The sequence below is a fragment of the Caballeronia arvi genome (assembly GCF_001544695.2).
Taxonomy (GTDB): domain Bacteria; phylum Pseudomonadota; class Gammaproteobacteria; order Burkholderiales; family Burkholderiaceae; genus Caballeronia; species Caballeronia arvi.
Map to the genome: position 1 here is coordinate 61578 of NZ_FCOM02000031.1, position 18916 is coordinate 80493.

The following is an 18916-nucleotide window of genomic DNA, read 5'->3' on the forward strand; positions in this document are numbered from 1 at the left end:
ATGAAACGCGCCGCCTGCCTTCTCATCGCGTGCATGCTGTCGACGGCGGCGCACGCGTCGCCGTCCTTCGACGACGTGCGCGCGAGCTGGCGCAGCTCCGACTGGGTGCTGCTCGCCCGCGACGGCGAACCGCTCGCACGCACGCGCATCGACAAGAGCGCGCGGCGCGGCGACTGGGTCGCGCTCGCGGACGTGTCGCCGGCATTGCGCGAGGCGATCGTCGTATCGGAGGACAAGCGCTTTTACGAGCACGCGGGCGTCGACTGGCGCGGCGCGGCGGCCGCTGCGTGGGGCAACCTGTGGAATACGCGCACGCGCGGCGCGTCCACGGTGACGATGCAGCTCACCGGCCTCATTGATGACGAAGGCAAATCCGCGGGACGTCGCTCCATCGGCGAAAAAGCGCAGCAGACAGTCGGCGCGCTGTGGCTCGAACGCAGCTGGCGCAAGGATCAGATCCTCGAGGCGTATCTGAATCTCGTGCCGTTTCGCGGCGAGATCATCGGGTTGTCGGCGCTATCGCAGACGCTCTTCGGCAAGGCGCCTTCCGGTCTCGACGAACGCGAGGCCGCGCTTGCCGCCGCGCTGGTGCGCGCACCGAACGCGCCGTATCCGAAAGTCGCCGCGCGTGCGTGCGTGATCCTGCGCGACATGCAGGCGCTGCACGGCGCTCGCAACGTCGATCCATGCGACAACCTCAGCAGCTACGTTCAGCTCACGCTGACGCGCACCGCCGCCGTGCCCGTTTTTGCTCAGGGCGACGACGCGCTCGCGCCGCATCTCGCGCGGCGTATCGCGGGCGAAGCCCATCCGGCGGCAGGCGCGCGCGTGCGCTCCACGCTCGATGCGCGCCTGCAACGCTTTGCCCGCGATACGCTCGCGCGCACGCTCGCCGAACTGAACGCGCGGGCGCATCCGCGCAACGTGCACGATGCGGCGGCCATCGTGATCGACAACCGATCGGGCGATGTGCTCGCGTGGGTCGGCTCGGCGGGCGGGTCGTCGAACGCGCCGGAAGTCGATGCCGTGCTCGCCGCGCGTCAGGCCGGCTCGACGCTCAAGCCCTTTCTCTACGCGCAGGCGATCGACGAAAAGCGCGTCACCGCCGCCACCCTGCTCGACGACGCGCCGCTCGATCTCGCGACCGGCGGCGGCCTCTATATTCCGCAAAACTACGATCACGACTTCAAGGGCTGGGTGAGCGTGCGCACGGCGCTCGGCTCGTCGCTGAATGTGCCGGCGGTGCGCACGCTCGTGATGGTCACGCCGCATCGCTTCGCCAAGACGCTCGTCGCGCTCGGCCTGCCCTTGTCGAAGGCGGGCGATTACTACGGTTTCAGCCTCGCGCTCGGCAGCGCCGATGTCACGCTGGCGTCGCTCGCCAACGCCTACCGGACGCTCGCGAACGGCGGAGTCGCGCGGCCGGTTTTCGATCTCGCGGACCATCGCGAAGCGCCCGAAGGCACGCGCGTATTCAGCCCGGAGGCGAGCTTCATCGTCACCGACATCCTCGCCGACAACAACGCGCGCACGCGCACCTTCGGCTTCGACAGCGTGCTCGCGACGCGCACCTTCAGCGCGGTGAAGACCGGCACCAGCAAGGACATGCGCGACAACTGGGCGGTCGGTTTCACGTCGCGATACACCGTGGGCGTGTGGGTCGGCAATGCCGATGGCGCGCCGATGTGGGACGTTTCGGGCGTGACGGGCGCGGCGCCGGCATGGAACGCGATCGTCAACTATCTAAATCGGCGATCGGATAGCCAGGCGCCGCATGCCCCGGCGGGCGTCATGGCGACGCGTGTCACGTATCAGAACGACATCGAACCGGCGCGCAGCGAATGGTTCGTGCGCGGCACGCAGATGAGCGACATCGGCCTGACGGCGAATGCGGCGCAGACCGCGCGCGGCGCGCGGGACGATGCACTGGCGGGACGCATCGGCGCACCGACGAACGGTACGATCTTCGCGCTCGATCCGGATATCCCGCCGGCCCGGCAGCGCATATGGTTCGAGCGCGCCGGCAGCGGCGCGCGCCTTGCGTGGCGGCTCGACGGCAAGCCTTACGGCCACGACGCCCGCGCCGCATGGCTGCCGTGGCCGGGCCGTCACGTGCTGGAACTGGTCGATGCCAAGGGCGAAGTCGTCGATAAAGTCGGCTTCGAGGTTCGCGGCGCGTTTGCGAAGACGGCCGCCGGCGCGTCCCGGTGATGCGCGGCGCGAACGTTGCGCTGGCAGAAACCGCGACGTCATCCGTCCGGCGTTGCGCAACGTTAAAGATTGTGCGGGAAGCGCGGCGCACGCGACGGGGTCGTGCACAATGCGGACCGTCATCGTTCGGGACGGTTTTTTGCCCTATGCTTAACGGCAGCTTTCCGATCGGCCCGAACTTATCGATCTATCCTTTCTTCTTAAGTCTGGAGTGCCGTCATGCTGAAAAAGCTGTTGATGCTGTGCCTGGCGTTCATGGTGTCGATCGGCGTCGCGTTTGCCGCGGTCGATGTCAATACCGCCGATCAAGCCGCGCTGGAATCGGTCAAAGGTCTGGGGCCGGTGAAGTCGAAAGCGATCATCGACGAGCGCACGAAGAACGGTCCGTTCAAGGACGCCGACGATCTCGCGACCCGCGTCAAAGGCCTGGGCACCAAGTCCGTTGCGAACCTGGAGCAGAACGGCCTGACAGTCGGCGGCTCGTCACTACCGCCGACGGGCAAGCCGTCCAAGCCCACGACGACGCAAGGCGGCAGCGCCGCGCCGAACTCGACGGTCAAATCTTCGACAGCGGCCACCGCCGCGACCTCGCCCGCGGCCACGACGGCGCAGACGCCGGCCGCGACACCCACCGCGCCTGCCACGCCTGCATCGGGCACGAAGGCATCGAAGAAATCGAAGAAGGAAAGCGCAGCAGCGACGACGACGGCGACTGCATCGAGCCCCGCAGCCGCGAGCGACGCGAAACCCGCCAAATCGAAGCGCACCAAGAAAGACAAGGCCGCCAGCGCCGCGGCCGCCAGTCAGTGATTCTTCGGGGAACCTTATCGAAGGGACATTGCCTTCGCAGGATCATCGTCGAACGGCCGCTCGCGGCCGATGCCCGCACCGCCGCTCCTTCACTCCATCCGGATGCGGCGGCGCGAGCGAACCCACCCCGTAACCTTTCGTAGTGAGACCGCCATGAGCCTACTCGATATCCTCGCTTCCTCCCTCGGCAATTCGTCGCAACAAGGCGGGCAACCTGCCCAGTCCGGCCAGGCCGCGCTGATCGCGGTGGCGATGCAATTCATCAACAGCCAGCCGGGCGGCATCATGGGTCTGATCCAGCGCTTTCAGCAGCATGGCGCGGGCGATGTCGTCCAGTCGTGGATCGGCACCGGCGAGAACAAGCCCATCAGCCCCGGCACGCTCACGAACGTGCTCGGTGAAGACAATGTCGGCGCGCTCGCGCAGAAGGCCGGCGTCTCGGGCGATCAACTCTCGGGCATGCTGGCGGCGGTGCTGCCGCATATCGTCGATCGCGCGACGCCGAACGGCGAAGTGCCGCCCGAAGGCCAGCTCGATCTGACCGGCGTGCTCGGTTCGCTCGGCGGCCTCGCGGGTCTCTTCGGCAAGAGCGAAGAGCCGAAGCAGGGTTAAGCGCGTTTTTCCGTTTTCGTTGGAAAGCCCCGCAGGCTGTGCGCCGCGCGGGGCTTTTGCTTTTGGGGCGGCGAGCTTGCGCCGCGAAACGGCAACAAAAAAGGCAACGGATCGCTCCGTTGCCTTTCCGATCGAACCGCCGCCCGGCGTACCGGGCGGCAGCACCGCGCCTCAGTGCACCACGCGATCGAACACGAACTTGCCTTCCCGCACATCGACCGGAATGACGTCCTTCGGCCCGAACCGCCCGGCGAGAATCAGCTTGGCGACCGGATTCTCGATCTCCTGCTGAATCGCGCGCTTCAGCGGCCGCGCGCCGAACACCGGGTCGTATCCGACCTTGCCGATCTGCTCGAGCGCCGCATCCGACACTTCGAACTCCATGTCGAGCTTGGCCAGACGGTCATGCAGACGCTGCAACTGGATCTTCGCGATCGCCGAGATATTCGAACGATCGAGCGCATGAAACACGACCACGTCGTCGATACGATTGAGAAACTCCGGCCGGAAGTGCAGCTTCACTTCCTCCCAGACGGCGTTCTTCACGTTCTCCTGCGGCTCGCCGATCATGCCCTGGATGACCTGCGAACCGAGGTTCGACGTCATCACGATCACCGTGTTCTTGAAGTCGACGGTGCGGCCCTGGCCATCGGTCATGCGGCCATCGTCGAGCACTTGCAGCAGCACGTTGAACACGTCCGGATGCGCCTTCTCGATTTCATCGAGCAGAATCACGCTGTACGGCTTGCGGCGCACCGCTTCGGTCAGATAGCCGCCTTCCTCGTAACCGACATAGCCCGGCGGCGCGCCGATCAGCCGCGCGACGCTGTGCTTCTCCATGAACTCGCTCATGTCGATGCGCACGAGATGATCCTCCGAATCGAACAGGAACGCGGCCAGCGCCTTGCACAGCTCCGTCTTGCCGACGCCCGTGGGCCCCAGAAACAGGAACGAACCATACGGACGGTTCGGATCCGACAGACCCGCGCGTGAACGGCGGATCGCGTCCGCGACCGCGCCGATCGCCTCGTCCTGGCCGATCACGCGCTCATGCAGCTTTGCTTCGATCTGCAACAGCTTCTCGCGCTCGCCCTGCATCATCCGCGACACGGGAATGCCCGTGGAACGCGACACGACTTCCGCGATTTCTTCCGCGCCGACCTGCGTGCGCAACAGGCGCGGACGCGTCGGGTTGTTCTGCTCCTGCGACTCGGCCTGCGTCACCTGCTTGAGACGCGCTTCGAGCTCGGGCAGCTTGCCATACTGCAATTCGGCGACTTTTTCGAGCTTGCCCTCACGCTGCAGACGCGTGATATCCGCGCGCACCTTCTCGATCTCTTCCTTCAGTTGCGCGCTGCCCTGCACCGCCGCTTTTTCGGCAGTCCAGATTTCCTCGAGGTCGGAATATTCGCGATTCAGCCGCTCGATTTCCTCTTCGATGAGTTGCAGACGCTTCTGCGACGCTTCGTCCTTCTCCTTCTTCACGGCTTCGCGCTCGATCTTCAACTGAATGAGACGGCGGTCCAGCTTGTCCATCTCTTCGGGCTTCGAATCGATTTCCATCTTGATGCGCGACGCGGCTTCGTCGATCAGATCGATGGCCTTGTCCGGCAGGAAGCGGTCCGTGATATAGCGATGCGACAGTTCCGCCGCCGCGACGATCGCCGGATCGGTGATCTCGACGCCGTGATGCAGCTCGTACTTCTCCTGCAGGCCGCGCAGGATCGCGATGGTCGCCTCGACCGACGGTTCATCGACGAGCACTTTCTGGAAACGCCGCTCCAGCGCCGCGTCCTTTTCGATGTACTTGCGATATTCGTCCAGCGTCGTCGCGCCGATGCAATGCAGCTCGCCGCGCGACAGCGCGGGCTTCAGCATGTTGCCCGCGTCCATCGCGCCTTCGGCCTTGCCCGCGCCGACCATCGTGTGAATCTCGTCGATGAAGACGATGGTCATGCCTTCGTCCTTCGCGATGTCGTTGAGCACGGCCTTCAGGCGCTCTTCGAACTCGCCGCGATACTTCGCGCCCGCGAGCAGCGCCGCCATGTCGAGCGACAGCACGCGCTTGCCCTTGAGCGTTTCCGGCACTTCGCCGTTGACGATGCGCTGCGCGAGCCCTTCGACGATCGCCGTCTTGCCGACGCCCGGCTCACCGATCAGCACCGGATTGTTCTTCGTGCGGCGCTGGAGGATCTGGATCGAGCGGCGGATTTCGTCATCGCGGCCGATCACCGGATCGAGCTTGCCGGCGCGCGCGCGCTCGGTCAGATCGACCGTGTATTTCTTGAGCGCCTCGCGCTGGCTTTCGGCGTCCTGGCTGTCGACCTGCGCGCCGCCGCGCACGGCATTGATCGCCGCTTCGAGCGCCTTGCGCGACAGACCGTGCTGCTTCGCGAGGCGGCCCGCTTCGCCGCGGTCGTCGGCGACGGCGATCAGGAACATCTCGCTCGCGATGTACGTGTCGTTGAGCTTTTGCGCTTCCTTGTCGGCCGCATTGAGCAGGCCCGCGAGCTCGCGGCTCACCTGAACGTTGCCGTCCGTGCCCTGAACTTGCGGCAGACGCGCGATTGCATCGTTCAGCGATGCCAGCAGCGCCTGCACCTGCACGCCCGCGTGCGACAGCAGCGAGCGCGCGGAGCCGTCCTGCTGCGCGATGAGTGCCGCCAGCAAGTGGACCGGCTCGATGTACTGGTTGTCGTGTCCGACTGCCAGGCTTTGCGCGTCCGAGAGCGCTTCCTGGAATTTGGTGGTGAGTTTGTCGATTCTCATTTTTCGAAGCTCCAATTCTGAATACGATCAAAATGAGGCGCTTTTTGTCACTTTCAAGCACTGTTTAGCTCGATAAGTGCATTTTTTGCTCTTCGACAATCATGGGCGCGGCCGCGCCGGAGACGAGATCGATCCGATCAGGAAGGCGCGCCGTCGGGCGCTAAAGCGTCCGCCGGAACCCGCGCGATAGTTGCGATGCCCAGCAGCGCCGCGAGCTCGTTCGCCGGGTGCGCGAGCTCGCGGACCGTGTGCTTGTCGAGTTCGGCGAGAAACGCGTCGCGCGCGGCCGCAAGCACGCCGCGCAAGCGGCAGTGCGGCTGAATCACGCAGCGCTGCGTCGCGCTGTCCCGCTCCACGAAGCAGCCGACGATCGCAAAGTCGCTCTCGGTCTTGCGCACGATCTCGCCGATCGTGAGGTCGCTCGAACGCGCCGAGAGCCGCAGGCCACCGTTGCGCCCGCGCACCGTCTCGACCCAGCCGAGCTCGCCCAACTGCTGGACGATCTTCATCAAATGATTCTTCGAAATGCCGTAGGCGTCCGAGATTTCCTGGATCGTCGAGAGGCCGGAAGGCCGGACGGAGAGATACAGCAGAACGCGCAGCGCGTAGTCGGTGTAGTCGGTGAGTCGCATGGTGTCGCGCGATTGGAATTAGGAGGTTAAGCGCCTTGGCGCCTCGGCGCATCGACGAAAAGCGGAACAACGAGAATGACCCGGACGGAAGCGGCGTCATGTCGCGCCGCTCCGAAAGTCCGCGCGGCGGCAAGGGAGATGACTTTCGCCCGACCGCCCGAGGGCTAATATCCGCACGCGGGCTGGCAGAATGGAGCCGGTACGGCGTCCGCCCAGTTCGCAAAAGCAGTAGCGGGGGAAGCCTCGCGCGGGTAACCGCCATTGTGCTTCATATCGCCGCCTTTCGTCAGTAAAACACCGGCCGGCGGTTCGAACCGCCGACCGACCGCACTGCAGCATTGCCATGAACTCAGATCGACAGCCCGCCGCGACCGCGCGGGAACGCGAACCCAACGAGGCCAACGTCCGCGCGCTGGTCGAGGCCTTCTATCGCCGGGTCGACGACGATCCGCTCCTCGGCCCGATCTTTTCCCGCGCGCTGACGGGCCGCTGGGACGACCATCTCGCGAAGATGACCACGTTCTGGTCGAGTCTCGTGCTCGGGTCGAAGCAATATCGGGGGAACGTGCAGGAGGCGCATCGGCCGATCGACGATATCGAGCCGCGCCATTTCGCGCGCTGGCTGTCGCTCTTTCTGAACACGGTGGAAGCGCGCTACGAGCCCGCCGCCGCCGTGCAGTTCATGGAGCCCGCGCTGCGCATCGCGCAGAGCCTGCAGCTCAGCAAGTTCGGCTGGGATTACCAGATTCCCGTCGAGCAGCAGGAATTGCTTGCGGCGCTCAAGCGCCAGCGCACGGGCGGAGCGCCCGAACCGCGCTTTCCCGAACGGCCGGACGCTGAGCCATTTCCGGCGAAGTTCGTCGGCAAATCGGCCGACGATCAATAGCGCGCTTCAGGGCTTCGCGCCCTGCCAACGGGCGAGCGCCGCATCGTCGGATTCGCGGGCATCGACCCAGCGTTCGCCGGCTTCCGTCTTTTCCTTCTTCCAGAACGGCGCCTGCGTCTTCAGATAATCCATCACGAAGGCGCAGGATTCGAACGCCTCGCCGCGATGCATCGCCGTCGTCGCGACGAGCACGATCTGATCGAGCGGCTTCAGCTTTCCCACGCGATGCACGATCAGCACGTCGGAGCCGCGCCAGCGCTCGCGCGCCTGATCGGCGATCGCTTCCAGCGACTTTTCCGTCATGCCGGGATAGTGCTCGAGCTCCATCGTCTCGACGGCGCTGCCCTCGTTCAGATCGCGCACCGTGCCGACGAAGCACGCGACCGCTCCTACTTTCGGATTGTCGGCGCGCAGTGCGGCGACTTCCGCGCCGATGTCGAAATCGGCTTCCTGCACGCGGATCTTGGCGTGTGTCGACATCGCTCAGCCACCCGTGACCGGCGGAAAGAACGCGACCTCGCACCCTTCCGTGATGCGCTGCGACGGTTGCGTCATCACATGATTGCAGGCCATGCGCAGCGCGCGGCCCTCGGCCAGCGCCTCTGCCCAAACGCCGCCGCGCATGCGCAGCCACGCGCGCACGTCGCCGACGTTGACCACCGTGTCCGGCACCGTAACGGTCTCGTTAGCGACGCCCAAAGCCTCGCGCACGCTCGCAAAAAACCTCAGATCGATCTTCATTTCGCTACCGCATCAGTTCTGAAAAGGGGATGAAGCGCACGATTTCGCCTTCGCTTATCGCGTGATTCGGTGGATTGTCGATGAGACCGTCGCCCCAGACGGTCGATGTCAGCACGGCCGAGCTCTGATTCTCGAACAGATCGAGCCCGCCCGACTCGTTCACGCGCGCGCGCAGGAATTCGTTGCGGCGATCGCCCTTCTTCTGGCTGAAGTCGGCGCGCATCGAATAGACGCGCGGCGCGACGTTCCCGCCACCGGCGAGACGCAGCAGAAACGGCCGCACGAACAGCAGGAACGTGCAGAAGCTCGAAACCGGATTGCCGGGCAAACCGATGAAATACGCGTCGCTGCCCTCACCCTCGCGCTCGGCCGAATCCGTGCCCCGCCGCACCGCGCCGAACGCGAGCGGCTTGCCCGGCTTCATCGCGATCTGCCACATCGAAATGCGTCCCTCGGCTTCCACCGCCGGTTTCACGTGATCTTCCTCGCCGACCGACACGCCGCCGCACGTCAAAATCAGATCGTGATCGATGGCCGCGCGCCGCAGCGTCTCGCGCGTCGCATCCCGCCGATCCGGCACGATGCCGAGATCCGTCACGTCGCAGCCGAGCTTCGCGAGCAGCGCGCTGAGCGTGAAGCGGTTGGAGTTGTAGATCGCGCCGGGTTCGAGCGGCTCGCCGGGCATGCGCAGCTCGTCGCCGGTGAAGAAGATCGCGACGCGCACTTTACGCACGACATCCAGTTGCGCGCACCCGACCGACGCCGCGAGCCCGAGCGCCTGCGGCGTGAGGCGCGTGCCCGCGGGCAGGATGACCGAATCGCGCCGGATGTCCGCGCCCTGCTGCGTGATCCATTCGCCCGCGGCCGGCGTCTGCGCGAACGCGACGCGCCCGTCGTCCGAAACCTGCGCCATTTCCTGCATCACGACCGTGTCCGCGCCGGGCGGCACGGTTGCGCCCGTAAAAATGCGCGCGGCCGTGCCCGCCGCAAGCGGCTTGGCCGCGTGGCCCGCCGGAATGCGCTGCGACACCGGCAACGCGACGGGCGCGCTTTCGCTCGCGCCGGCGAGATCGGCGGCGCGGACCGCATAGCCGTCCATCGAGCTGGTGTGCATCGGCGGGACGTCGAGCGGCGAGGTGACGTCGGCGGCGAGCACGCGATTTTGTGCGTCGAGCGTCGCGACGCGCTCGCGCCCGTCCACCCGGCGCGCGGCGTCGAGCAGACGGCTGAGCGCTTCGGCAGTGGCGAGCATCGGAGGACGGCTGGAAGCGGTGGGCGTGGATGACATGAAGTTCGCTTCGGGCGCTCGATGCGCCTCGATATGGAAAGAGCAGTGAACTATTGTAGCGAGAAGGCAGGCACTACACGGCCTACCCGATCGGGCCCGCGGGAAGCCGTCCATGCGCCTCAAAGCCGCCGCAGTGCGGTGATACACTCGCACCACACTTCCCACGTCCATTTCCATGAAATTCTGCTCCCTCTGCGGCCACGAGGTCGGCCTCGCCATACCGCCCGGCGACAACCGCGAGCGCTTCGTCTGCGATAACTGTGGCACCGTGCACTATCAGAATCCGCGCAACGTCGTAGGCACCGTGCCGGTCTGGGACGACAAGGTGCTGCTGTGCCGCCGCGCGATCGAGCCGCGTTACGGCTACTGGACGCTGCCGGCCGGCTTCATGGAAATGCAGGAGACGACGAGCGAAGGCGCCGCGCGCGAAACGCTCGAGGAAGCGGGCGCGCGCGTTGAAATTCAAAGCCTGTTCACGCTGCTCAACGTGCCGCACGTGCATCAGGTGCATCTGTTCTATCTCGCGCGGCTGCTCGACATCGAAGTCGATCCGGGCGAGGAAAGCCTGGAAGTGAAGCTCTTCGAGGAAAGCGAGATTCCGTGGGACGAGATCGCGTTTCCGACCGTCGGCCAGACGCTGCGTTTCTACTTCGCCGACCGCGCCGCGGGCAATTTCACGCTGCATACCGGCGATATCTTCCGCACGCTGCGCGACGGCTGAAACTCGAGAACATGGTTCCCTGGCTCGCCGACGACGATCCGTTCCCGCCCGTCGAGCGCGCGCTCGGCGCATCGAGCGGCGCGCCGGGCTTGCTCGCCGCAAGCGCCGATCTGCTGCCCTCGCGGCTCATCGATGCCTACGGGCGCGGCATCTTCCCGTGGTATTCGGACGGTCAACCCGTGCTCTGGTGGAGCCCCGACCCGCGCATGGTGCTTTTTCCAGCGGAGTTCAAGGTGTCGGATTCGCTGCGCAAAACCCTGAAGCGCGTCGTGCGCGAGGACGCGTGGGAAATCCGCGTCGACGACGACTTCGCCGCCGTGATGCGCGCCTGCGCCGAGACGCCGCGCAACGGCCAGCGCGGCACGTGGATCACGCCGGATATCGTCGATGCGTACACGACGCTGCATCGTGCGGGCAGCGCACACAGCATCGAAACATGGCACGACGGCGTGCGCGTGGGCGGACTTTACGGCGTGTCCTTCGGGCGCATGTTTTTCGGCGAATCGATGTTCGCGCACGAGACCGACGCGTCGAAAATCGCGCTCGCGGCGCTCGTCGGACACTTGCGCCGCCACAAAATAGAGATGATAGACTGCCAGCAGAACACGTCGCATCTGGCGTCGCTGGGCGGCCGCGAGATCGCCCGGCGCGCGTTCGTCGCACATCTCAGAAGGGCCACGGCGCAACCGGCGATCGGCTGGCGTTTCGACAAAACCGTCCTTCTCGACGTGCTGGCACGCTGAACGCTACAGCCGTTTTGCCGGGCATTTTGCCAAACGCTTACGCCGATCGACCCACGAACTGCAGCCGCCGACCGCGCGCCCGAATTCAGACACGCGCGGGCCGGCCGGCAACGACGAGACGACGCCTGCGAGAGCCGCCAACGTGACACATCCGAACGAGCTGCCGCTGTCACCGCTTTCCGCGCTGCAATTCTATGCAACAGCGCCCTACCCTTGCAGCTATCTGGAAGGGCGCGTCGCACGCTCGCAAGTCGCGACGCCGAGCCATCTCATCAACTCCGACGTCTACACCGAACTCGTCAAGGCCGGCTTCCGGCGCTCGGGTGTGTTCACCTATCGCCCGTATTGCGACGGCTGCCGCGCGTGCATACCGGTGCGCGTGCCGGTCGCGCGCTTCGTGCCGAACCGGGCCCAGCGCCGCGTGTGGAAACAGCATGGCAGTCTGGTGGCGAGCGTCGCGCCGCTGCATTACGACGAAGAGCATTACGCGCTCTACATGCGCTATCAGTCCGCGCGGCACGCGGGCGGCGGCATGGACCGCGACAGCCGCGACCAGTACGAGCAGTTCCTGCTGCAAAGCCGAATCAACTCGCGCCTCGTCGAATTCCGCGAGCCGGCGCATCCGGGCCATGCCGACGAACCCGGCGAGCTGCGCATGATCAGCATGATCGACATTCTCGGCGACGGGCTCTCGTCGGTGTACACGTTCTTCGAGCCGGACCTGCCGAAAACGAGCTACGGCACCTTCAACATCCTTTGGCAGATCGAGCAGGCGAAAAGCCTCGACTTGCCGCACGTCTATCTCGGCTACTGGATTCGCGAGAGCGAAAAGATGGCCTACAAGGCGAATTTCCGGCCGCTGGAAGGTTTGATCGACGGCCACTGGACGCTGCTCGATCCCGTGAATACGCAATCCGCCGGCACGCTGCCGATGCCTGGCCGCATCCACGGTCCGGCGCAGCCGAAATAACGCCAGAAATAACGCCCGAAGCGGAAAGCCAGACCGGCCCGACCGGCACTTCGTCCAAAGCCGCTAAAATGGCGGTCTTAAAAAAATCGCCGTCACCGGCTCTCACTTCGTGTTCAGTTCCCTCTACCCGCTCGCGCGTTCGCATCTCTTCAAGATGGACGCGGAAGACGCTCATCACCTGACGCTGCGCATGCTGTCCGCGGCCGGCCGCACCGGACTCGCCGGCGTGCTCGCCGAACGCGGCCCCGATTCGCCCCGCACCGTCATGGGCCTTACGTTCCGCAATCCGGTCGGGCTCGCGGCGGGCCTCGACAAGGACGGCGCGTGCATCGACGGGCTCGCCGCGCTCGGCTTCGGCTTCATCGAAGTCGGCACCGTGACGCCGCGCGCGCAAGACGGCAATCCGCGTCCGCGCATCTTCCGGCTGCCCGACGCCAACGCGCTCATCAACCGGATGGGCTTCAACAATCGCGGCGTCGACCAGTTCGTCGCCAACGTGAAGGCCGCGCACTATCGCGGCGTGCTGGGGCTGAACATCGGCAAGAACGCGGATACGCCGATCGAGCGCGCCGCCGACGACTATCTCTACTGTCTCGAGCGCGTCTATCCGTTCGCGAGCTACGTGACGATCAATATTTCGTCGCCGAACACGAAGAATCTGCGGCAGCTGCAAGGCGCGGGCGAGCTCGATGCGCTCCTCGGCGCGCTGAAAGAAAAGCAGCAGCGTCTGTCCGATCTGCACGGCAAGCTCGTGCCGCTCGCACTGAAGATCGCGCCCGATCTCGACGACGAGCAGATCAAGTCGATCGCGGGCACACTGCTGGCTCACAAGATCGACGGCGTCATCGCGACGAACACGACGCTTTCGCGCACAGCCGTGACCGGCATGAAGCACGGCGACGAGGCCGGAGGGCTGTCGGGCCGTCCGGTATTCGATGCGTCGAACGAAGTAATCCGCAAGCTGCGCGCGGAAGTCGGCGCCGACCTGCCGATCATCGGCGTGGGCGGGATTTTCTCGGGCGCGGATGCGCGCGCGAAGCTCGCGGCGGGCGCATCGCTCGTGCAGATCTACACGGGGTTGATCTATCGCGGTCCCGCGCTCGTGAAAGAGTGCGTCGAAGCGCTCGCGTGATTCGTCGAACCCGCATATAGACATAAGCAAACGGTATTACAAGGCGATTGCATTTTCACTATGATCGCCGCATCTGAAGAAAGACGCTGTCGTCATCAAGAGGAGAACAACACGATGAAACTGTCCACGCTGAAGAAGCTCGTCGCCGCCAGCCTGATCGGCGCGGCATTCACGGCCGTCACGACCGCCGCCCACGCCGACGACCTGCTCGATCAGGTCAAGCAGCGCGGCACGCTGCGCGTCGGTCTCGAAGGCACCTTCCCGCCGTTCAACTCCAAGACGCCGGCGGGCGAACTGGTCGGCTTCGATGTCGATATCGCCAAGGCCGTCGCCGCCAAGCTCGGCGTGAAGCCCGAGTTCGTGACGACTGAATGGAGCGGCATCATCGCGGGCCTGCAGGCGGGCAAGTTCGACGTGATCGTGAACCAGGTCGGCATCACGGACGCGCGCAAGCAGACGCTCGACTTCTCGCCGGCGTACACGTATTCGAACGCGCAGCTGATCCAGCGCAAGGACGACACGCGTGAGTTCAAGTCGCTCGAAGAGCTGAAAGGCAAGAAGCTCGGCGTGGCGCTCGGCACGAACTATATGGACATGGCGAAGGCCGTGCCGGGCATCGACGTGAAAACGTATCCGGGTGCGCCGGAATATCTGCGCGATCTCGCCGCCGGCCGGCTCGACGCGGCGCTCAACGACCGCCTGATGCTCGCGTATCTGACGAAGAACTCGAATCTGCCGCTGCGTCCGGGCTCGAACGTCGGCGCGGGCAATCCGTCGGGCATTCCGTTCAAGAAGGGCAATCCGAAGTTCGCGAAGGCGATCTCCGACGCCATGAACCAGCTCGAAGCGGACGGCACGTTCACGAAGATCTCGGACAAGTGGTTCGGCATCGACGTGACCAAGCCGGCGAAGTAAGCAGCGCCGCTTGCGGCGTCGCGAGGGCGGCATCGTCATGGTGCCGCCCTTCTCTTTTGCAGACTCGGTTTAATATGTGCCGATTTGTTTCGCTTCAGCTCCGTTTCAGTCAACGCGTTTCTTAAATGTCCACGACATCACTGCTCGTTCAATCGGCGCCCGTACTGGCGCAAGGCGCGCTTCTGACGATCAAGTTCGCGCTCTATTCGATGTTCTTCGGCCTCATCGCGGCCGTCGTGCTGGCGTTGATGGGCATCAGCCAGAACCGCGCGCTCGTCGCGATCGGGCGCTGCTACGTCAGCGTGATGCGCGGCACGCCGTTGCTCGTGCAGATTTTCGTCATCTATTACGGCTTGCCGAGCATCGGGATTTCGCTCGAACCGACGCCTGCGGGCGTGATCGCGCTGTCTGCAAACGTCGCGGCGTATCTGTCCGAAAGCATGCGCGGCGCGATTCTCGGCATTCATGCCGGGCAGTGGCTCGCGGCCTATAGCCTCGGGTTGTCGCGCGTGCAGACGCTGCGTTACGTGATCGGGCCCCAGGCGCTGCGCATCGCGGTGCCGAGCCTGTCGAACAGCCTCATCAGTCTGATCAAGGACACGTCGCTCGTCTCGGTGATCACCGTGACCGAACTCTTGCGCAGCGCGCAGGAAGTGATCGCGGCGACCTATCAGCCGCTGCCGCTCTATCTCGCGGCGGCGTTCGTGTACTGGATTCTCTGCAGCGTGCTCGAATTCGTGCAGCGGATTTTCGAGCGGCGTCTCGCGTTGCCGGGACGCCACTGACGCTTTAGTCCCGTTCGAAAGGAAACTTGAGCTTCAGATCGCGTCGTGCCGCGTCGATGATCGCGATCATGCGCATCGACGTCGCGTGCGACATCACCGGGCTTTCGGTTTCTCCGGCGCGCAACAGCTCGCAGAAATGCGCGGTTTCGTAGTTGAGGCCGCCGCCCGTGAAAGGCTCGTCGAGCTCGATCGTGCGGCCATCCGCATACGCGATGGTCGCGCGCGCCGGATTCCACCAGTTTTCGTGAATGGTCACCGTGCCGAGCGTGCCGCCGATCAGCGCATCGCCGCGGCCTTGCAGATCGAGTCCGCAAAAAAGTTGCGCGATCCCGCGTTCGTGGCGCACGTTGAGGCTCGCGAACACGTCGACGCCGGTCGCGCCCAATCGGCCGATGGTCTGCACGTCCAGCGCCTCGCCGAGCCAGTCGACTGCGAGAAACGCCTCGTAAATGCCGATGTCGAGCAACGCGCCGCCGCCCGCTTCCAGCGAGAACGACGGATGGTCGAGCGGCACGTTCGCCATCGAGCAGCCCGCGCGCACGAGACCGATTTCGCCGATCGGATCGCTTTCCAGATGCTCGCGCAGCCGCCGGTACAGCGGATAAAACGGCGGCTTCATCGCTTCCATGAAGAGAAGCTTCGCCGCGCGCGCCGCGTCGATCATGCCCTGCAGCGCGCGCGCATTCACGGCAGCGGGCTTCTCGCACAGCACGGGCTTGCCCGCCGCGAACGCGCGCAACGCGTATTCCGGATGGCTGTCCTGCAAGGTCGCGATGTAGAGCGCGTCGATATGCCCGAGCATCGCATCGAAGTCGGCGAATGCGTGCGCGTCGAACGCTTCGGCGAGCGCGCGCGCCGTTTCCTCGCGACGCGAACAGACGCCCGCGAGCCGCGCGCCTTCGACATGCGCGAGGCTGTCGGCGAAGCGCCGCGCGATGCGCCCCGCGCCGACGATGCCCCAGCGTATCGTCGCTCCCTCGATGTTGGTATTGCTCAATCCTGCCTCCGTGCGCAGCGTTTGTCGTGCGGCGATTGTGCCTGAACACGGCGTGTCACGAATCCGCGCCCGCGCCCGCGCACGACGCACGCACGACAAAAAGCCGGGACATGTCCCGGCTCCATGCTCGATCATGCTCAAAACTGCATCGACACAAACCAACCGGTCGAGTCGACGCCTCGCTTCAGGCGCCCGCGGACGCGTTCACGTTCGGCGCTGCGGGCTGGCTGCTCACGCGCTCCAGCGAGAACGCGCGGCCCACTTCCTCCGCGGCCAGATCGACGAGCGCGCGCGTCGCGGTTTCGGCGGCGGCGGAATCCTTCGCCTCGATCGCCTCGACGACACTCTTCTGCGCCGCGAGCGTCGCCTCGCGCACGGACTCGATGCCGTCGACGATCGGATTCACCGTCACGAGCGCCCCGCGCACGATCGCCGTCATCTGGCGAAAGAACTGGTTCCCGCTCGCCGCGACGATGCGCGTATGCAGCACCTCGTCGGCCGCCTGATATTCCGGCTCGCCCACCTGCAGGCGCGAGAGCGTATCGAACGCGTCGCGGATGCCGGCGATCTCGTCGGGGGTCGCGCGCGCGGCAGCGAGCGCTGCGGCGCGCGGCTCGATCAGCATGCGGAATTCGATTACATCGCGCAAAAATGTCTGATCCGGCTTCGCGCGAAAGCGCCAGCTCACCACATCTTCGTCGATGAGACGCCAGTCGCTCATCGGACGAATACGGGTGCCGGTTTTCGGCCGCACGTCCAGCATGTGCCGCGCGAGCAACATCGACAGCGCCTCGCGCATGACGGTGCGGCTCACGTCGAACTCCTTCGAGAGGATGTCCTGCGGTGGCAGTATCGCGCCATATTTTTGCTCGACGATGCCGGAGACGAGTCCGTCCATGACCTTCGCCACCAGCGATCGCTCTTTGTTTTCATCCATCTCGCTTCTCCCCTTCTTGCCTGTTCCGTAGCCGTGTATATGAGCGCATCGCTTTCGCTTCCCCGGGCTGCGAAAGGCACGACGGGTTCCCGACAGGTCCATTCGTCGTGCTTGATACGTTGCGTCTTCGTTGCTTCGAATGCCAGTGAGGAATTTCCTGACAGGGTATTCCCTCTGACCTCGATATCGCAGTTTCGTTTTTTCTCTTTTTGCCGCTGCACGTGCATCTGCTGCGCTCGCGCCGCGCGCGCGCAGGCATTCATCAGGGAAACTGAAGAATGGCGGCGTCGCAGCGCGGCGTGTACGTTTATTTCCGGCCCGACTTCTCCTCGGACCGATCATGCACTCATTTGAGCAAGCATCCAGTGGGCTTTCTGTGCGAACGCGAACGCAAGCCTGCTGGCATGGGCCATTTGTATGATCGGATGGTTTGGACGAAAGCGCCGTGGCGCGGTGCAGCGCAGGGATTTGTCAGCGCTATGCTTAAATCGCGCCATCTTGCGTGCGCGTGCGTCGGGAATCGATCGTCGCCTGGCGGCGCCGCATCGATTCGCGCTCGGCGAGTGTGTGCTGATAGATCGCCATGTACTCGGCGCTCACTCTTTCGACTGACAACTGCGGCAGATTTTGCCGCGCGCGCGCCGCGAACTGGTCGCGCGCCGGCCGGTCGAGCAGAAGCCAGTGCAACTTCTCCGCCGCCTGCGCGATATCGCCTGCGGGCACGAGCACGCCTGCCGCGCCGTCGTCGAGCATTTCGGGGATGCCGCCCACGCGGGTCGCGACGATCGCGCAGCCCGCCTCGCGCGCCTCGGCGATCACGAGCGGGCCGGGGTCCTGATGCGAGAGCAGCGCGAACACGTCGGCGCCCGCGAAGTACGGCCGCGCATCGGCGACGAAACCCGTGAAGTGCGTGACAGCCGCGATGCCCAGTTCGGCCGCGAGCGCTTCCAGCGAACCGCGATCGGGGCCTTCACCGACGAGATAGAGATGCGGCTCCGGCATGAACTCGCGCTCGCTCTCGGACTGCTCGCGCACGAGCGCGAATGCTTGCAGCAAATCCGCGATGCCCTTCCTGCGGTACATGCCCGCGACGCAGACGATATTCGGATGCCTGAGGCGCACCGGCTTCGCGGCCGGGCGGCACACGAGGCGCGGCGCAGCCACGGCGCCGTTGAGCACCACCGACAGACGCTCGGACCCGATGCCGTGCGCCTCGAGATCCATCGCGACCGCGCGGCTCACAGCCACCATCCGATCGCCGGCGCGCACGAGCGACGCGCTTTTCTGCAGCTCGTGATGCACCGTGGTGACGAGCGCGAAGCGCCGCCGCATGCTGCCGAAACGCGAAATGAGCGCACCCGTCATCATGTGCGCGTGCACGATGTCCGGATCGAAACGATCGATGAGACGATTGAAGCCCGCGATCATCGACGGCACGCGCCACGGCTGCCGCGACTGCTGCAGCGGAATATGCGTGATGCCGTGACGCCGCAGGAGCGGTTCGAAGCCGCCGCCGGACGATGCGACCACGACATCCTGGCCCATGCGCGCCTGGACGCAGGCGAGATCGACCATCATGTTGACGGTGCCGTTACCGATCATCTGCGCGTGATTGGCGAGGTGGACTATTCGCATGAGAAGAGCTGTCTATGCGCGCGCCGGCCCATGCCGGCGGCGTCGTTCTTATTGTTTCGAGGACGCGTTTCGAAGCGGCTCGCGCCGCCTTGTTCGTTGTTCTTGCCTCGATGCCCGACGGTCCACGCCTTG

Annotated in this window: 18 protein-coding genes; 10 read left to right on the forward strand and 8 right to left on the reverse strand. The window is 65.2% G+C overall.

From position 1 onward, the window contains the following. The 3 genes from pbpC (at nucleotide 1) to AWB74_RS27370 (ending at nucleotide 3633) form a co-directional block, all read left to right on the forward strand. Nucleotides 1-2211, forward strand: a complete 2211-nt coding sequence (gene pbpC / locus AWB74_RS27360) for a penicillin-binding protein 1C (RefSeq protein WP_061149787.1) — start codon at nucleotides 1-3, stop codon at nucleotides 2209-2211. A gap of 219 nt (nucleotides 2212-2430) precedes the next feature. Then, entirely contained in the window at nucleotides 2431-3021 is a 591-nt protein-coding gene (locus tag AWB74_RS27365; protein WP_061149788.1) for a ComEA family DNA-binding protein, read from the forward strand. Between the two features lie 153 nt (nucleotides 3022-3174). Further along, nucleotides 3175-3633 carry a YidB family protein gene (locus AWB74_RS27370; protein WP_061149789.1) on the forward strand — a complete coding sequence of 153 codons (459 nt, stop codon included), beginning with the start codon at nucleotides 3175-3177 and terminating at the stop codon, nucleotides 3631-3633. A gap of 171 nt (nucleotides 3634-3804) precedes the next feature. Here the strand turns inward: AWB74_RS27370 and clpB are convergent, their stop codons facing one another. Continuing rightward, a complete protein-coding gene (gene clpB / locus AWB74_RS27375; protein WP_061149790.1) occupies nucleotides 3805-6402 on the reverse strand; it encodes an ATP-dependent chaperone ClpB in 2598 nt (865 codons plus the stop codon). A 137-nt stretch (nucleotides 6403-6539) separates the two neighbouring features. Beyond that, nucleotides 6540-7034, reverse strand: a complete 495-nt coding sequence (locus tag AWB74_RS27380) for an Rrf2 family transcriptional regulator (protein ID WP_061149791.1) — start codon at nucleotides 7032-7034, stop codon at nucleotides 6540-6542. Between the two features lie 343 nt (nucleotides 7035-7377). Between AWB74_RS27380 and AWB74_RS27385 the strand changes: the two genes are divergently transcribed. Next, nucleotides 7378-7920: a group III truncated hemoglobin gene (locus AWB74_RS27385; protein ID WP_061149792.1), complete on the forward strand. Its 543-nt coding sequence runs from the start codon at nucleotides 7378-7380 to the stop codon at nucleotides 7918-7920. A gap of 6 nt (nucleotides 7921-7926) precedes the next feature. On the opposite strand, the gene moaE is transcribed toward AWB74_RS27385, so the two are convergent. Genes moaE through AWB74_RS27400 form a run of 3 tightly spaced genes read right to left on the reverse strand, consistent with a single transcriptional unit; the run spans nucleotide 7927 to nucleotide 9913 of the window. Continuing rightward, nucleotides 7927-8400, reverse strand: coding sequence for a molybdopterin synthase catalytic subunit MoaE (moaE, locus tag AWB74_RS27390; protein WP_061149793.1), 474 nt, complete (start codon nucleotides 8398-8400; stop codon nucleotides 7927-7929). A 3-nt stretch (nucleotides 8401-8403) separates the two neighbouring features. Further along, a complete protein-coding gene (gene moaD, locus AWB74_RS27395) occupies nucleotides 8404-8661 on the reverse strand; it encodes a molybdopterin converting factor subunit 1 (RefSeq protein ID WP_061149794.1) in 258 nt (85 codons plus the stop codon). A gap of 4 nt (nucleotides 8662-8665) precedes the next feature. Next, nucleotides 8666-9913, reverse strand: a complete 1248-nt coding sequence (locus AWB74_RS27400) for a molybdopterin molybdotransferase MoeA (RefSeq protein ID WP_061149795.1) — start codon at nucleotides 9911-9913, stop codon at nucleotides 8666-8668. Between the two features lie 211 nt (nucleotides 9914-10124). On the opposite strand from AWB74_RS27400, the gene AWB74_RS27405 reads away from it, so the two are divergent. From AWB74_RS27405 to AWB74_RS27430, 6 genes are all read left to right on the forward strand, one after another. Beyond that, nucleotides 10125-10670, forward strand: a complete 546-nt coding sequence (locus AWB74_RS27405; RefSeq protein WP_061125417.1) for an NUDIX hydrolase — start codon at nucleotides 10125-10127, stop codon at nucleotides 10668-10670. Nucleotides 10671-10681: 11 nt separating this feature from the next. Further along, nucleotides 10682-11413: a leucyl/phenylalanyl-tRNA--protein transferase gene (gene aat, locus AWB74_RS27410; RefSeq protein WP_061149796.1), complete on the forward strand. Its 732-nt coding sequence runs from the start codon at nucleotides 10682-10684 to the stop codon at nucleotides 11411-11413. A 142-nt stretch (nucleotides 11414-11555) separates the two neighbouring features. Then, nucleotides 11556-12383: an arginyltransferase gene (locus tag AWB74_RS27415; protein ID WP_061149797.1), complete on the forward strand. Its 828-nt coding sequence runs from the start codon at nucleotides 11556-11558 to the stop codon at nucleotides 12381-12383. Nucleotides 12384-12492: 109 nt separating this feature from the next. Beyond that, complete coding sequence (locus AWB74_RS27420) at nucleotides 12493-13515, forward strand: quinone-dependent dihydroorotate dehydrogenase (RefSeq protein WP_061149798.1); 1023 nt, start codon at nucleotides 12493-12495, stop codon at nucleotides 13513-13515. 114 nt (nucleotides 13516-13629) lie between these two features. Beyond that, nucleotides 13630-14430, forward strand: coding sequence for a cystine ABC transporter substrate-binding protein (locus tag AWB74_RS27425; RefSeq protein ID WP_061149818.1), 801 nt, complete (start codon nucleotides 13630-13632; stop codon nucleotides 14428-14430). Between the two features lie 125 nt (nucleotides 14431-14555). Continuing rightward, a complete protein-coding gene (locus AWB74_RS27430; RefSeq protein ID WP_014191653.1) occupies nucleotides 14556-15215 on the forward strand; it encodes an amino acid ABC transporter permease in 660 nt (219 codons plus the stop codon). Between the two features lie 4 nt (nucleotides 15216-15219). On the opposite strand, the gene AWB74_RS27435 is transcribed toward AWB74_RS27430, so the two are convergent. The 3 genes from AWB74_RS27435 to AWB74_RS27445 all read right to left on the reverse strand — a co-directional run bounded on the left by AWB74_RS27435 (nucleotide 15220) and on the right by AWB74_RS27445 (nucleotide 18784). Continuing rightward, complete coding sequence (locus AWB74_RS27435; RefSeq protein WP_061149799.1) at nucleotides 15220-16212, reverse strand: Gfo/Idh/MocA family protein; 993 nt, start codon at nucleotides 16210-16212, stop codon at nucleotides 15220-15222. Between the two features lie 184 nt (nucleotides 16213-16396). Further along, nucleotides 16397-17149 (reverse strand): FadR/GntR family transcriptional regulator, encoded by a 753-nt coding sequence (locus AWB74_RS27440; protein WP_061149800.1) that lies wholly within the window; start codon nucleotides 17147-17149, stop codon nucleotides 16397-16399. 483 nt (nucleotides 17150-17632) lie between these two features. Then, entirely contained in the window at nucleotides 17633-18784 is a 1152-nt protein-coding gene (locus AWB74_RS27445; protein WP_061149801.1) for a glycosyltransferase family 4 protein, read from the reverse strand. Between the last annotated feature and the right edge of the window lie 132 nt (nucleotides 18785-18916).

What these genes read in the sequence shown, in the direction of transcription:
- pbpC (WP_061149787.1), top strand. Translation starts at nt 1, where the DNA reads ATGAAACGCGCCGCCTGCCTTCTCATCGCGTGCATGCTGTCGACGGCG.
- AWB74_RS27365 (WP_061149788.1), top strand. Translation starts at nt 2,431, where the DNA reads ATGCTGAAAAAGCTGTTGATGCTGTGCCTGGCGTTCATGGTGTCGATC.
- AWB74_RS27370 (WP_061149789.1), top strand. Translation starts at nt 3,175, where the DNA reads ATGAGCCTACTCGATATCCTCGCTTCCTCCCTCGGCAATTCGTCGCAA.
- clpB (WP_061149790.1), bottom strand. Translation starts at nt 6,402, where the DNA reads ATGAGAATCGACAAACTCACCACCAAATTCCAGGAAGCGCTCTCGGAC.
- AWB74_RS27380 (WP_061149791.1), bottom strand. Translation starts at nt 7,034, where the DNA reads ATGCGACTCACCGACTACACCGACTACGCGCTGCGCGTTCTGCTGTAT.
- AWB74_RS27385 (WP_061149792.1), top strand. Translation starts at nt 7,378, where the DNA reads ATGAACTCAGATCGACAGCCCGCCGCGACCGCGCGGGAACGCGAACCC.
- moaE (WP_061149793.1), bottom strand. Translation starts at nt 8,400, where the DNA reads ATGTCGACACACGCCAAGATCCGCGTGCAGGAAGCCGATTTCGACATC.
- moaD (WP_061149794.1), bottom strand. Translation starts at nt 8,661, where the DNA reads ATGAAGATCGATCTGAGGTTTTTTGCGAGCGTGCGCGAGGCTTTGGGC.
- AWB74_RS27400 (WP_061149795.1), bottom strand. Translation starts at nt 9,913, where the DNA reads ATGCTCGCCACTGCCGAAGCGCTCAGCCGTCTGCTCGACGCCGCGCGC.
- AWB74_RS27405 (WP_061125417.1), top strand. Translation starts at nt 10,125, where the DNA reads ATGAAATTCTGCTCCCTCTGCGGCCACGAGGTCGGCCTCGCCATACCG.
- aat (WP_061149796.1), top strand. Translation starts at nt 10,682, where the DNA reads ATGGTTCCCTGGCTCGCCGACGACGATCCGTTCCCGCCCGTCGAGCGC.
- AWB74_RS27425 (WP_061149818.1), top strand. Translation starts at nt 13,630, where the DNA reads ATGAAACTGTCCACGCTGAAGAAGCTCGTCGCCGCCAGCCTGATCGGC.
- AWB74_RS27430 (WP_014191653.1), top strand. Translation starts at nt 14,556, where the DNA reads ATGTCCACGACATCACTGCTCGTTCAATCGGCGCCCGTACTGGCGCAA.
- AWB74_RS27440 (WP_061149800.1), bottom strand. Translation starts at nt 17,149, where the DNA reads ATGGATGAAAACAAAGAGCGATCGCTGGTGGCGAAGGTCATGGACGGA.
- AWB74_RS27445 (WP_061149801.1), bottom strand. Translation starts at nt 18,784, where the DNA reads ATGCGAATAGTCCACCTCGCCAATCACGCGCAGATGATCGGTAACGGC.